At 73.7% G+C, this 13,720-nt stretch carries 12 protein-coding genes; 4 read left to right on the top strand and 8 right to left on the bottom strand.

Going from position 1 to position 13,720, the window contains the following annotated elements; all coding sequences use genetic code 11:
- Positions 1–15: 15 nt before the first annotated feature.
- Positions 16–1,035: an LD-carboxypeptidase gene (locus ACFVGO_RS08575; protein ID WP_380631168.1), complete on the bottom strand. Its 1,020-nt coding sequence runs from the start codon at positions 1,033–1,035 to the stop codon at positions 16–18.
- A 241-nt stretch (positions 1,036–1,276) separates the two neighbouring features.
- Between ACFVGO_RS08575 and ACFVGO_RS08570 the strand changes: the two genes are divergently transcribed.
- A complete protein-coding gene (locus ACFVGO_RS08570) occupies positions 1,277–2,470 on the top strand; it encodes an enoyl-[acyl-carrier-protein] reductase FabV (RefSeq protein WP_380631167.1) in 1,194 nt (397 codons plus the stop codon).
- Positions 2,471–2,618: 148 nt separating this feature from the next.
- On the opposite strand, the gene ACFVGO_RS08565 is transcribed toward ACFVGO_RS08570, so the two are convergent.
- From ACFVGO_RS08565 to ACFVGO_RS08540, 6 genes are all read right to left on the bottom strand, one after another.
- Positions 2,619–3,062: a MarR family transcriptional regulator gene (locus ACFVGO_RS08565; protein ID WP_359903151.1), complete on the bottom strand. Its 444-nt coding sequence runs from the start codon at positions 3,060–3,062 to the stop codon at positions 2,619–2,621.
- The gene (locus ACFVGO_RS08560) at positions 3,059–4,957 is read right to left on the bottom strand and encodes an MFS transporter (protein WP_380631166.1); all 1,899 of its coding nucleotides are present in this window, start codon (positions 4,955–4,957) and stop codon (positions 3,059–3,061) included. The genes ACFVGO_RS08565 and ACFVGO_RS08560 overlap by 4 nt, the downstream gene beginning before the upstream one ends.
- 174 nt (positions 4,958–5,131) lie before the next feature.
- Entirely contained in the window at positions 5,132–5,722 is a 591-nt protein-coding gene (locus ACFVGO_RS08555; RefSeq protein ID WP_359903148.1) for a hypothetical protein, read from the bottom strand.
- Between the two features lie 202 nt (positions 5,723–5,924).
- The gene (locus tag ACFVGO_RS08550) at positions 5,925–7,124 is read right to left on the bottom strand and encodes an NAD(P)/FAD-dependent oxidoreductase (protein ID WP_380631165.1); all 1,200 of its coding nucleotides are present in this window, start codon (positions 7,122–7,124) and stop codon (positions 5,925–5,927) included.
- The gene (locus ACFVGO_RS08545; protein WP_359903142.1) at positions 7,121–7,318 is read right to left on the bottom strand and encodes a ferredoxin; all 198 of its coding nucleotides are present in this window, start codon (positions 7,316–7,318) and stop codon (positions 7,121–7,123) included. Before ACFVGO_RS08545 ends, ACFVGO_RS08550 begins: the two co-directional genes overlap by 4 nt.
- A 93-nt stretch (positions 7,319–7,411) precedes the next feature.
- Positions 7,412–8,611 carry a cytochrome P450 gene (locus tag ACFVGO_RS08540; protein WP_380631164.1) on the bottom strand — a complete coding sequence of 400 codons (1,200 nt, stop codon included), beginning with the start codon at positions 8,609–8,611 and terminating at the stop codon, positions 7,412–7,414.
- A 190-nt stretch (positions 8,612–8,801) separates the two neighbouring features.
- Between ACFVGO_RS08540 and ACFVGO_RS08535 the strand changes: the two genes are divergently transcribed.
- From ACFVGO_RS08535 to ACFVGO_RS08525, 3 genes are all read left to right on the top strand, one after another.
- Complete coding sequence (locus tag ACFVGO_RS08535) at positions 8,802–9,407, top strand: MarR family winged helix-turn-helix transcriptional regulator (RefSeq protein WP_380631163.1); 606 nt, start codon at positions 8,802–8,804, stop codon at positions 9,405–9,407.
- A gap of 31 nt (positions 9,408–9,438) precedes the next feature.
- Positions 9,439–10,899: a PTS transporter subunit EIIC gene (locus tag ACFVGO_RS08530; RefSeq protein WP_359903133.1), complete on the top strand. Its 1,461-nt coding sequence runs from the start codon at positions 9,439–9,441 to the stop codon at positions 10,897–10,899.
- A 525-nt stretch (positions 10,900–11,424) separates the two neighbouring features.
- Complete coding sequence (locus ACFVGO_RS08525) at positions 11,425–11,742, top strand: beta/gamma crystallin domain-containing protein (protein WP_380351537.1); 318 nt, start codon at positions 11,425–11,427, stop codon at positions 11,740–11,742.
- 382 nt (positions 11,743–12,124) lie between these two features.
- Here ACFVGO_RS08525 and ACFVGO_RS08520 read toward each other — a convergent pair whose 3' ends face one another.
- Positions 12,125–13,597 (bottom strand): SPFH domain-containing protein, encoded by a 1,473-nt coding sequence (locus ACFVGO_RS08520; protein WP_380351530.1) that lies wholly within the window; start codon positions 13,595–13,597, stop codon positions 12,125–12,127.
- Positions 13,598–13,720 lie beyond the last annotated feature (123 nt).

Raw genomic sequence — 13,720 nt, 5'->3', positions numbered from 1 at the left:
GCCGAGCCGCGGTGCTCAGCCGACCGGCCCCGGCGTCGCGTGCGGCGCTACCGCCGGTTCGAGCAGCGACAGCGTCCGCTGCTGCGCGTCGAGGCCGACACGGATGCCGACCGGCATCGGCAGATTCGGGCCGGCATGCCCGAAATCGACGTTGCCCAGGACCGGGATGTCACGGTCCCCGAGGACGTCGAGGACGATCTCGCGCAGCGTCGGGGACGCGCCGGGTTCGAGTCCGCCGATCTCGCGCGGAACGCCCACGACCATGCCGGCGATCCGATCGAGGATGCCGCTGTGTCGCAGCACCTGCAGGTAGCTCCACACGTACGACGCCAGGCCGCCCATCTCCTCCCAGAACAGCACCGCACCGTCGAACCGTTCGAGGGGCAGCGCGAACGGCGTCGCCTGCGCCAGCACGATGCGATTGATCAGCCCGCCGATCAGCCGCCCCTCGACACGACCGGGACGCCAGCACTCCCACGACGGGCTCGTGGGCAGCGCACCGATCGCCTCGGTGCCGGTCAGCAACCGGGAGTAGAGCTTCTCGAGTTCCGCTCGGCGCGCCACGGACGCGGACTGCCAGTGTCCGCCGAAGCCCGGGACGGCCATGTCGGCGTGGAACCCGACCAGCCCCGTGCGCGCGTGGAGCACCAGATGCAGCAGCGAGATGTCGCTGTAGCCGAGGATCGGCTTGGGGTCGGCCCTGACCGCCTCGACGTCGATCAGGTCGAGGTAGCCGAGCGCCGTCTGGCCGCCGTCACTCGCGACGATCGCGCGCACCTCGGGATCACGCAGAAGACCGTTGAGCTCCCCGGCGATCTCCGCCGGCGTGGCCGCGCTCCACCAACGGCGGCGTCCCGCTTCGAGGAGCGGAGCCCGACGCACGCGGAACCCCATCCGTTCGAGCACGACCACCGTCCGCTCGACGTTGGGCTCGTAAACGGCCCGCAGCGGACCGGACAGCGATGCGATGACCACGAGATCTCCGGGCCCCAGGGCACGCGGTCGAAGCAGCCGAGGCAGGGCGGAACCGGTCATGGCGTCAGTGTCGCCGCTGCCCCGGGGCGGGGTCACGCGATTTTCTCCGGTCGTCCGGCTCCACGCAGGATCGCCCGGAAGGCTGCTAGCCGAAGCGGGACACCGCCGCAATGACGACCTCCGACAAGTGGAGGCCGCATCTTCCGTGACGGCATGGCAAAGGCGGTGCCCCCCGGCGCGGATAGGCTCCGGACGACCGACACCTTGATCACGATCTCCGGATCGGAGAGGGCGCCAGCACGTGAGCATCCAGCAGATCACCCCCAAGCAGCGGGGCTACCTGATCGTCAACTCCCACCCGGCCGGCAGCGCGGCGACCGTCGACCGCCAGTGGCAGCGCATCGCGCCCGCGGCGCCGGCCGGCCGGGCCCCGGTCGCCCTGGTCCTCGGTGCCAGCGCCGGATACGGCCAGGCGCTGCTGCTCGCCGGGCTGCGCCGCCAGGGCATCCGCGGCATCGGCGTCGGCTACGAGGCCGCCGCCACCGAGCGGCGCACCGCCACCGCCGGCTGGTACCGCACCGCCGCGACCTCGGCCCTGGTCGAGCGGAGCGGGGGAGACTTCACCTTCGTCAACGCCGACGCCTACGCGGACGCCACCCGCGCCGAGGTGCTCAAGCTCCTCGCCGAGCGCTACGGCCCGGTCGACTACCTCGTCTACTCGCTCGCCTCGCCCCGGCGCACCGACCCGGCCACCGGCGAGGTCCACCACTCGGTGATCAAGCCCCTCGGCTCGCCGTACACCTCGCCGTCCCTGCTCTTCGAGGACGGCGCCCCGCAGATCGGCACCGTCGGCCTCACCCCGGCCGACGAGGCCGAGCGGGCGGCGACCGTCAAGGTGATGGGCGGCGAGGACTGGCGGCTGTGGGTGCGGGCGCTGGCCGACCAGGACCTGCTCGGCCCCGGCTTCACCACCGTGGCCCTGTCCTACGTCGGCTCCGAGATCACCGCGCCGGTCTACCGGCAGGGCACGATCGGCGCCGCCAAGGAGCACCTGGAGGCCACCGCCCGTCAGCTGCAGACCGAACTGCTCGCCGACCGCGGCCGGGCGTTCACCGTCGTCGCCGGCGCGGCCGTCACCCAGGCGTCCACCGCCATCCCCTCCATCGCCCTCTACACCTCGCTGCTGCGCATCGTCCTCGGCGAGGACGGCTGGCGCACCACCGACGACCAGGCCGTGGACCTGTGGGAGCAGCTGACCGGCGCGAAGGAGCTCACCCTGGACGGGCAGGGCCGCATCCGCCTGGACGGCTGGGAGCTCGACCCCGCCGTGCAGGACCGGGTGCGGGAGCTGTGGGCCGACCCGGCGGGCGCGCTGGCCGCCCAGCCGGACGGCGCCGCCTGGTTCTACAACCAGTTCCGGCAGCTGTACGGCTGGGACGTCCCCGGCGTCGACTACACCACCGGCGTCGAGACCTCGGTGCCCTGGCCCGAGTGACCCGACGGTGCGTCCACGGCGGCCCTGATGTGCTCCGGGAGCTGCTCGTAGGCGACGGGTTCGCCGCACAGCGGAAGTCATCGCGCCAGCCTGCCACCCGCCGGGCCGGGGGTGCTTGCCCGGGCCGGGGCGTGCCGACGGCGGTGGATCAGCCGGGTTCCTCCAGGAGCAGTTCCAGCAGCGGCAGGGCCGCCTCCAGCGCACGGCACTGTTCGGGCGTGAGCCGGGAGCTGCGCCGGGCCAGCAGGGCGGTGCGCTCGCGGCGGATCCGGGCGAGGGTCTCCAGCCCGAGCGGGGTGGGGGCGAGCAGCTGGGAGCGTCCGTCCTGCGGGTCGGGGCTCTTGGCGACCAGGCCGTCGGCGACCAGCGGGGCGACGGTGCGGACCATGGACGGGACCGCCACGCCCTCGCGGGCGGCGAGTTCGCCGAGCCGCAGCGGCCCGTGCTGCTCCACCCGGGCCAGGGCGGAGAGCTGGGCGGCGGTGAGGTCCTGGTCCCCGGAGGCACGGACCAGCTGGCGGTTGAGCCGGCCTATCGCCAGGCGGAGCCGGACCACGGACTCGGCGGAGAGCCCGTCACCGTCGGCGCTCACGGTCCGTGCTCCTTCGTCGGAGGGGTGGCGGGTCGGGTCGGCGTCCGCGGGGCCCGAGGGGCGGTGGCCGGTGGTTCCGCCGCCGCTCGCGGCCCGGCGGCCGTCGACCCGCCGGCGGGAGCCGGGGAAGCAGTCGCCGCGGAAGCGGACCGGGCGCCGGAGCCGGTGGCGTCCACGGCGGCGGGCCGGGGCCGACCGCGGACCAGCGAGGCGGCCGCGGCGACCAGCGACATCGCGATCGCCAGCCAGAACACCACCACCAGCCCGTCGTGGAAGGGCCCCGAGATCAGCTGCGGGAAGAACTCCCGGCCGGTCAGCGTCCGGACGTTGTCCGGCGGCAGTTGGCCGAGCACGTGCGGGCCCAGGAGCTGCTGGATCGGGTTGTAGCCGAGGAAGGCCGCGAACAGGGTGCCCACCGGCGGCAGTGAGGCGATGGTGCGGGCGTCGGCGGCGGGCACGCCCTGGGCGGTCAGTCCGGCGGTGAGGGTGTGCGGCAGCGAACCGGCCAGACCGGCCACCATCAGGGAGAAGAAGACGCCGATGGACAGCACCATGCCGGCGTTCTGGAAGGTGGCCCGCATGCCGGAGGCGGCGCCGCGGGCCGCGGCCGGCACGCTCGACATGATCAGCGAGGTGTTGGGGGCGGCGAACAGTCCTCCGCCCAGGCCGTTGAGGAACACCAGCAGGGCGAACCACGGGTAGCCGAAGTCGGTGGGCAGCAGGAGCAGCCCGGCGAAGGAGAACGCCATCACCACCAGCCCGCCGGCGGCGAAGAACCGGGCCCCGGCGCGGTCCGACAGGTAGCCGGCGATCGGTCCGGCGGCCAGAAAGCCGACGGTCAGCGGGACGAGGTAGATGCCGGCCCACAGCGGGGTGTCGGCGTAGTCGTAGCCGTGCAGCGGCAGCCAGATGCCCTGGAGCCAGATGATCAGCATGAACTGCAGCCCGCCGCGGGCGATCGAGCCCAGCAGGGTGGCCGCGTTGCCGCCCGTGAAGACCGGGTCGCGGAAGAGCGAGAGCGGGAACATCGGCTCGGCGGTCCGGGACTCGACCAGGCAGAAGACGGCCAGCAGCGCCACCCCGCCGAACAGTCCGGCCAGCACCCAGGGGCTGGTCCAGCCCATGGTGTGGCCGCCGTACGGCTGGATGCCGTAGGTGATGGCGGCGAGCAGGGCGGTCAGGCCGACGGCGAAGGTGACGTTGCCCCACCAGTCGATCCGGGCGGGCCTGCGTACGCCGGTGTCGCGGAGCGACCGGTAGGCCCAGACCGTGCCGAGCAGGCCGATCGGCACATTGACCCAGAAGATCGAGCGCCAGTTCCACTCGGCCAGCAGCCCGCCGAGGACCAGGCCGATGAAGGATCCGGCGATGCCCGCGACGATGTTGACGCCGAGCGCGGTGCCGCGCCGGTCGGCCGGGAAGGCGTCGGTGATGATCGCGGCCGAGTTGGCCATCAGCATGGAGCCGCCGACCGCCTGCACCACCCGCCAGCCGATCAGCCAGAGCGCGCCCGCCCCGCCGTGCAGCGGATCGAGGGAGAGCGCCACCGAGGTGAGGGTGAAGATCAGGAAACCGGCGTTGTAGATCCGCACCCGGCCGTGGATGTCGCCCAGCCTGCCGAGGGTGACCACCAGGACGGCGGTGACCAGCATGTAGCCCATCAGCATCCACAGCAGGTAGCTGACGTTGCCCGGCCGGAGCGGGTCCAGACCGATGCCGTTGAAGATCGCGGGCAGCGAGATCAGCACGATCGACGCGTTGATGGTGGCGATCAGGGTACCGAGCGTGGTGTTGGACAGGGCCACCCACTTGTACCGGGGGTGATCCGGTTCCACGGCGGTACGGGCCGGGCGCGGCCGCCCGGTCCTGCCGCCGCCGGAGAGTCGTGTCGCCACCGCTGCCTCCTGCCGGCCGACCGGGCCGGGGCCGGCCGGCGGGTCGGAGTGGGAATTCGATAGCTTCCGCCAACTAACGATAGTCCGACGGCTGTTCGATCGGTAGACCGTCGGCGGCGGAGCGGCGGGGGAGCGGTACGGCGGGAGGCAGGTGGGCGCGCGCGGCCGCGCCCGTCAGCCCGCCGCCGTCCCGGACGGCTGCCGCCGGCCGCGGACCCGGTCCAGCAGCAGGACGAGGAGTACGGCCAGCAGGGCCGCGGCCAGCGCGTACACCGGCAGCCAGAGCGTGGTGGTGGCGGACAGGCAGTCGGCGACGGCGTGCCGGGCCTGCTCGTCCTGGGCGGTGGCGAGCGCGGCGCCGTCCCCGGCGGCGAGGTCGCCGAGGGCGGCCTGCGCCTGCAGCCGCGCGTAGTCGCCCAGGTGGGGGCAGTCGCGGCGGGTGCCGGGCATCGGGAACAGCCAGGACCAGCGCTGCATCGCGGGGGCCAGGGCGAGGGCCGCGGTCAGGCCGATGACCAGCGCGTAGGCGGCCAGGCTCCGGGCGTAGCCGGCTCCCGCGTCCGTCGCACGGGTCGGCGGGCGGGTGGAGGAGAGGACCACCGCGAGGAGGGTCAGCCCGAGGTAGGTGGAGAACCACTGCCACGAGCCGGAGGAGAGCGAGAAGGCGAGCACGGCGGCCAGCGCGGTGCCCAGGACACCGGCCCGGGGGCTCACCGCGAGGGTCGGAGCGGGCCCCGGGCCGGCTCGGCGGCTGCGGTCGTCCATGCGCTTGCTCCCCTGGCCGGATGCGGGCCACCAGTCTCCAGGCGCGGTCGCTCCGGGGCCCCGCACCATGCCGGTCCGCCCGCCGCCTCGCCCGGTTGGCGGGCGGCAGCGGCCGGCGGACCCTACCCGGGCCCGTGCCCGAGGACGGAACCGTCCCCGTGCCCAGGGACGGCCCGGCTCGGGGCTCAGGCCGGCCTGGGGCTCAGGCCGGTTCGGGCGGCCACGGGCCGTGCGCCGCCACCTGGGCGCGCAGCCCGCGCAGCGCCTTGGCGGAGGCGATCCCGACCGCGCCGGTGACCAGGCCGTCGCGGACGCAGACGGCGGCGAAGCGGTGCTCCTCCAGGCTGCCGTCGACGACCTCGAACCGTTCGGCGCCGCCGGGCCGGCCGAACACCTGCACCCGCAGTCCGTACTGGTCGGTCCACAGGTACGGGACCGGCCGGTAGGCCTGCCGGGCGCCGTCCGGTCCGGCCAGCAGGTTCCGGGCCGCGTGCATGGCCTGCTCGGTGGCGTTGGTGCGCTGTTCGAGGCGCCGGTGGCGGCCGGTGCGCGGGTCGGGCCAGGAGGCGGCGTCCCCGGCCGCCCAGACGCCGGGGCCGGCGGCGCAGTAGGCGTCGCAGACCACGCCGTCGTCCAGCGGGACGCCGCTGCCGGCCAGCCACTCGGTGGCGGGCTCGGAGCCGACGGCCATCAGCACGGCGTCGGCGGCCAGTTCGGTCCCGTCAGCCAGTCGGACGCCGGCGGCCCGGCCGCGCCGTTCGAGCAGCCCGGTGGCCACGCCCCGGTGGAGCCGCACCCCGTGCTCGCGGTGCAGGCCGGCCAGCAGCGCGGCCGTCTCGGTGCCCAGGACGGCGGCGAGCGGCGTGGCGGTGGAGGTCAGCCAGGTCACCTCGGCGCCGAGCCCGACGGCGGTGGCCGCCGCCTCGGCGCCGAGAAGTCCGCCGCCGACCACCAACAGCCTTGTGCCCGGCCGCAGTTCCTCGCGCAGGGCGAGGGCGTCGGCGAGGGTGCGCAGCACGTGCGCCCCGGGCCGCGGTGCGTCGGCGCCGGGCAGCCGGCGCGGGCGGACGCCGGTGGCCACGACGACGGCCTCGCAGCGCACCCGCCTACCGTCGGAGAGCCGCACGGTGCGCTCCCGGCGGTCCAGGCGTTCGGCCCGGACCCCGAGGCGCAGGTCGAGCCGGAGCTCGGCCAGCGCCTCGGGGCCGCGCAGGGCCAGGCGGTCGGGCTGCCACTGCCCGCCGAGCAGGTGCTTGGACAGCGGCGGCCGGTCGTACGGCGGCTCCGGCTCGGCGCCGATCAGGGTGAGCCGGCCGTCGTAGCCGGACCTGCGCAGCGCCTCGGCGGCGTGCAGCCCGGCCGCGCCGGCGCCGACCACGGCCACCTCCCGCAGTGCGGTCACACCTGCTCCAGGTGGATCGCCGCGGCCGGGCAGACGGCGGCGGCGTCCTGGACGGCCCGGTGGAGTTCGGCGGGCGGTTCGGCGTCGAGCAGGACGACGATGCCGTCCTCGTCGCGCTGGTCGAAGACGTCGGGGGCGGCGAGCACGCAGTGCCCGGCGCCGCAGCACTTCTCCTGGTCGATCCGGACGAGCATGGTCTTCCTTTCGGAGGGGTGCCCCGGGGAGGTGAACTCCGCTTAGGGGCACGTGGGTTGGTGTGGTTCTGGCGGCTCGCGGGGGAGCCCGGGTCACCAGGCGACGGGCAGCTCGTGGACGCCGTAGATGAGCATCTCGCCGCGGAAGCGGACCTCCTCGAACGGTACGGCCAGGCGCAGTTCGGGCAGTCTGCGCAGGATGGTGGCCAGCGCGATCTGCAACTCCAGGCGGGCGAGCGGCTGTCCCAGGCACTGGTGGATGCCGAAGCCGAAGGCCAGGTGACGGCGGGCGTCGCGGGTCAGGTCGAGCTCGTCGCCGCCGGGGAACTCCCGCTCGTCCCGGTTGGCGGTGTTGACCATGCAGATGACGCCCTCGCCCGCCGCGATCCGCACCCCGTCCAGGTCGACGTCCTCGGTGGCGACCCGGGTCACGCCGGAGTGCACGATGGTCAGGTAGCGCAGCAGTTCCTCGACCGCGCCGGGCACGGCCTCGGGGTGTTCGCGCAGGTGGTCGAGCTGGTCGGGGTTGCGCAGAAGGGCGAGCACGGAGAGCGCGGTCATGTTCGCCGTGGTCTCGTGTCCGGCGATCAGCAGCAGCCGGCCCATGTCGCCGATCTGCTGGGTGCTCAGCTCGCCGCGCTCCACCAGGCGGCTGAGGATGCCGTCGTCGGGGTGGGTGCGCTTGGTCTCGGTGAGCCCGACCAGGTAGTCGATCAGCTGGGCCTGGGCGTCGGCGACGTCCTCGGCGCTGGAGTCGCGGCGCAGCAGGACGCGGCTGCACTCCTGGAAGAAGTCGTGGTCCTGGTAGGGGACGCCGAGCAGCAGGCAGATGACCAGGGACGGCAGCGGCAGGGCGAACTCGTGGACGAGGTCGGCGCCGGAGCGTCCGTCGGTCATCCGGTCCAGCAGCTCGTCGGCGATCCGCTGGATCTCCGGGCGCAGCGCCTCGACCTTCTTGATCATGAACTCGCCGGTCAGCATCCGGCGGAAGTGGGTGTGCTCCGGGGCGTCCATCCGGATGATGGTCGGCCGTCCGGTGCTCAGCTGCCGGGCGCCCGCGCTGATGAACGGGTAGCCGGGCCGGGTGGAGTCGGAGCTGAACCGGGCGTCGGAGAGGACCGCCTTGACGTCCTCGTGGCGGGTGACCAGCCAGCTGGTGGAGCCGTCCCACAGGGTGACGCGGCCGACCGGCTCCTCCCGCCGGGCCTGGTCGTAGGCGGGCGGCGGGGCGAACGGGCAGGTGCCGCGGGCGGCGGGGTGGGTGAATCGGGGGGTCTTCTCGGCGGTGGCCATCGGTGGATCCCCTTCCGGGAGTCGAGCCGCGGGCACCTAGTTACGTGCCCAAAGCAACTAACTGAAAGTCACGCTAACTCGCGTTCCGTGGTGGTGGAAGGGCGGATCGGGTGACGGCCGAATCTGTCCGAAATCCGGCGCCGGCTGCCCGCCCCGGCCGCCGCCCGCACCGTCTCGCTACAGTTCCCCCATGTCGGACGAAGAAGACGCCGAAGACGACCGGACCACCGCCCGCGGGCCGCAGGGCCCGGACGGCCTGGACGGCCTGGAAGACGTCCTGGCCACCCTGGCCTACCTGCTGACACGGTCACAGGAGCACGAGCGCCGCACCGCCAAGGCCGGCATCACCGCCGCCCGCTCGGACGTCTACCTGCTGCGCGCGCTCGCCGAGCGCGCGGAGGCCAGCCGGGTGAGCGACCTGGCCGACCGCCTGATGGTCAAACCCTCCCACGTCACCCGCCAGATCGACCGCCTCCAGGGCCAGCAACTGGTGGAACGCAGCCATGACACGCAGGACCGGCGGGCCCGCCAGGTCGCCATCACCCCTGGTGGGCGGGAAGTGCTGGACCGTCTGAAACAGGCCAACATCATCGGGCTCGCCGACGCGCTGGACGGCGTCCCCGAGACGGACGTCGTCACCACCGCCACCGTGCTGCGCCACCTCATCGACCGGTACGTGCACCGGGTGCGCACCACGGGAACCGACGACGACCCGCTCCCGGACCGGACGGACGGCGCCGCCGGCGCACCGGCTCCGGCCACGGGGCCCAGAACCGCCGCGTACCAAGGCGGTTGAGCCGGGGGAGCACCCGGGTACGTCACCCGGCATGTCGGACGAGAAGAACCGCGCCGTGGCCGAGGCGATCCTCCCGCTGGTCGGTGGCGCCGCCAACATCCGCTCGGTCGCCCACTGCATGACCCGGCTGCGGCTGGGCCTGGCGGACCGCTCCCTGGTCGACACCGAGGCGCTCCGGGCGCTGCCGGCGGTCCTGGGCACGGTCGAGGACGACACCTACCAGATCGTGCTCGGGCCCGCCGCCGTCGCCGGGGTCACCGCGCGGCTGCGCCTGCTCCTGGAGCCCCCCGGCCCGCAGGACGGGGCGGCCGGGCCGGCGGCCGCCCCCACCGCCGAGGACCTCGCCGGGCGCGGCGAGCGCATCCGGGCCCAGGCCCGGGTACGCAACGCGACCCCGGTGAAGCTGGCGCTGCGCCGGATCGCGAACATCTTCGTCCCGCTGATCCCCGCCCTGATCGGATGCGGGATCGTCGCCGGTCTCGCCGGGGCCCTCGCCAACCTCGGCTGGGCACCGGCGCTGGTCACCGCCCTGGGCCCGGTCTCCTCCGGGTTCATGTCCCTGATCGCCGTCTTCGTCGGCTACAACACCGCGAAGGAGTTCGGCGGCACACCCGTGCTCGGCGGAGCCGTGGCCAGCGTGATCGTCTACGCGGGGGTCACCAGGGTGGAGGCCTTCGGCCACCACCTCACCCCCGGGCAGGGCGGCGTGGTGGGCGCGCTCGGCGCCGCACTGCTGGCCGTCCACCTGGAACGCTGGACCCGCCGACTGGTGCCCGCCGCCCTGGACGTGCTGGTCACCCCCACCGTCACCGTGCTGCTCGGCGGGCTGGCCGCGCTCTTCGGCCTGATGTTCGTCGCCGGGGAGATCTCCACCGCCATCGGCCGCGCCGCCACCTGGCTGCTCGCCCACGGCGGCCTGCTCGCCGGACTCGTGCTCGGCGGCCTCTTCCTGCCGCTGGTCATGCTCGGCCTGCACCAGGCGCTGATCCCGATCCACACCACCCTGATCCAGCAGCAGGGCTCCACCGTCCTGCTGCCGATCCTCGCCATGGCCGGCGCCGGGCAGGTCGGCTGCGCCGTGGCCGTCTACCTGAGGCTGCGCCACAACGCCTCGATCCGGGCCACCATCAGGTCCGCCCTCCCGGCGGGCCTGCTCGGCGTCGGCGAGCCCCTGGTCTACGGCGTCACCCTGCCGCTGGGGCGCCCCTTCATCACCGCCTGCGTCGGCGGCGCGGCCGGCGGCGCCTTCGTCGGGGTGGCCGGCCAACTCGGCAGCACGGTGGGCTCCACCGCCATCGGCCCCTCCGGCTGGGCCCTCTTCCCCCTGCTGGCCGGCCCGCACGGACTCCTCGCGGGCGCCGCCGTCTACGGCGGCGGACTGCTCACCGGCTACCTCGCGGGCTTCCTGGCCACCTACTTCTTCGGCTTCACCCGCGAGACCCTCGCCGAGTACGACGCCCCGGCCGCCGAGCCGGACCGGACGGCGGAGTAGCCCGGTCCGCCCTGCTCCCGACGAGCCCCGGAACGGCGCGCGCCCGCCGGGACGCCTCCCGACCGGCCCGCGCCGGGCGGTCGGACCGAGGCCGTGTCACGCGCCCCGAGCAGCACCTGCGACCGCACGGTGCCGGCGGAGTTCAGGAAGGCGGGGACACCCCCGGCACCGACACCCTCCCCGCTCGGGCGAGCACCTCCGAGGGGGAGCAGCCCCCTCCCGGCCCCTCGTGCGCACGTGAGCGCCACGATCGGGTGATGTCTCGGCCCGCCGGTTCGCATTCGGAGTGTTGCGGCCGGACGGGGGACGGGGGTCACTACGTTGAGGTCCGGGTCATGCGGCCGTGTCACCGACAGGCACGGCCGGGAGGAGCTGGACCGGTGCGCGGGTCGGCCGTTCACCGAATCGGCCGAGCACCGTTCCGTCATGACATGACGCCACTGACAGCGCCGGGCCGCGCCCCGGGCCTCGTACGAGGGAGAATCCGTGATCTCGAAGACCAAGAGGGCCATCTGTTCCATGGCCATGGCGTTCGCCGCAGCCGCCACGGCCACCGTCGGCCTGCCGAGCGGCGACGCCTTCGCCATCGACCACGTCCAGTGCGACGGGGGCCGCAATGACTTCCTGAAGATCTGGTCGCACCTCGACGGCCGTGACAGCGTCGACTGCTACGCGAACGGGGGGAGGACCGACTTCGGCGGGTGGTGGGTCGACCGGATCTCCACGGGCAACAACGACCTGACGTACTACGACGTGAACGGTGACTCCGTGAGGATCGAACGCTGGACCGACATCACCTTCCCGAACCGACCGCCGAGGGTCGCCGCCATCCAGATCGGGTGACACGGGGGCAGCCGGTCGCTCCACACGCCGATGCTGGTCACGCCTCTCCGGGCGTGACCGGCATCGGCACGTGCGGCAGGTCGGCCACTTCGCGGCCGACCGTGTTCCAACCCTGGCCCCGCGACCGTGGAGGTGGCCCGCTCCTGGCCCGGGTCGCGAGCGGCGCCCCGGTGTCCGCTCCGCCCGCGCGGAGCGGCGCCGGATCGCCGCCGCACCAGCGCACTTCGGACCGCGGCGGCAGTTCGTCCTCGCGGACACCGCGTGCGTCCTGCGGTTTCAGGCGAAGCCGCCCCGACTGGCGACCGGCCCGACCAGGCCCGGATGTTGGGGCTGGTCGGGCCGGCGAGGAGATGCCGTGGCAGCCATGTCCCGGCCGCGGCGATCAGGGTGTCGAGCCGGTCGCCGGGTTGTACAGGTCGACCATCGTGCGTACGGGGAGCGGCAACCAGTCGCCGGTCGACGGGTTCCGGGAGAGCAGTTCGAGTACGTCGGTGGCCGTCGGCCGGCGCCGGGGATCGTGGTCGAGGCACAGGGTGATGACGTCGACGAACCGGGAGGGCAGCAGGCTGAGGGCGGATGCCAGGGTTTCGCCGTCCGGGAGCGGGGCGGCTCCGGCGGCATGGCACAGCACCATGCCGAAGGCGTAGAGATCCACGGCATGCGTGATCGGTCCGCCGATGAGCTGTTCCGGGGCGAGGAACCCCTGGGTGCCGACGACATAGTTGGTACTGGTGAGTCCGGTGCTGTCGAGGGCCCGGGCAATGCCGAAGTCGATGATGCGGGGTCCTGCGCCGGAGACGATGATGTTGCCGGGTTTGAGGTCGCGGTGGATGATGCCGCAGGCATGGATGCGTTCGAGTGCTTCGGCAACGCCGACCGCGAGGGTGTGCAGGGTCCTCGGGGGCAGGGCGCCCTGCTGCCTGAGAACGTCGTGCAGTGACGGGCCGGGGATGTACTCGGTGGCCAGCCAGGGCGGGTCGCCGTGGGGATCGGCGTCGACCACTGACGCGGTGTGGAACCCGCCGACGAGGCTCGCGGCTTCGATCTCGCGGGCGAACCGCCTCCGGAAGGTCGAATCCTCGGTGAGCTCCGACCGAATGACCTTGACCGCCACCAGGCGCTGCCCGGGCGACCGGCCGAGATAGACCGTGCCCATCCCGCCTTGGCCCAGCACCGCCGTCAGGTGGTAGCGGCCGATACGGCGAGGATCATCCTGCCGGAGCGGACGGTGCCCGGGGGCGAGTCCGGCCCGTACGGGCGACCGCGGTGTGCCACGCGCGCCTCCGTTCTCGCCGGCCGGGACGACGGGACCCCCGTGCCGGTCGGCGCCGACCCGCTTCACCGTCGGGCCCTGGAGGGAGGCGGGCGGCGCGCCCACCTTGCACTCGACGCGGTGGACCCGGACACCCCAGCGGGCCGTGTCCCGGTCGAGCGCACCGCGCAGGGCCGTGATGATCTCCTCGCGGGAAGTCAGGGCCCGCTCCAGGTCCATGCCATCGACCATGCCGCGCAGCGTGGCGACAGCGAGCTGCTCGATTGCCTGAACGTAGCTGGTGACGTCGTAGGTGGCGGCCCTGGCATCGGACACCCGGTAGGAGACGGCGATGTCGATGTCGACGCGCCGGTTGTCGTGCGTGACCACCTGCTGCTGCGGAACCGCCATGACCTGTTCACGCAGGTCGACCCGGAACCGAAGGGTGTCGATGAACGGGACGACGAAGTGCAGGCCGGGGGCGAGTGTGCGGGTGTAGCGCCCGAAGCGCTCCACGATGGCGGCGCTGGCCTCCGGAACGATCCGGATCGCCTTCCCCAGGGCACTCAGGACGAACAGCACCAGAACGATCAGAACGATCAAGACCGGTTCCACAGCGGCTCTCCTACCCATCCGGCTCCCCGACTCCGACACCGGTTCGCGCCGGGCAGCAGTCTTCCAGATCCACCCCACGGCGGACCTGCGTTCACCGCCACCAGGGCCGGC

The sequence above is a fragment of the Kitasatospora sp. NPDC057738 genome, assembly GCF_042798815.1.
Classification (GTDB): Bacteria; Actinomycetota; Actinomycetes; order Streptomycetales; family Streptomycetaceae; genus Kitasatospora; species Kitasatospora lactacystinica.
The sequence above is the reverse complement of the archived record's forward strand: the minus strand, read 5'-3'. Positions and strand labels throughout refer to the sequence as shown.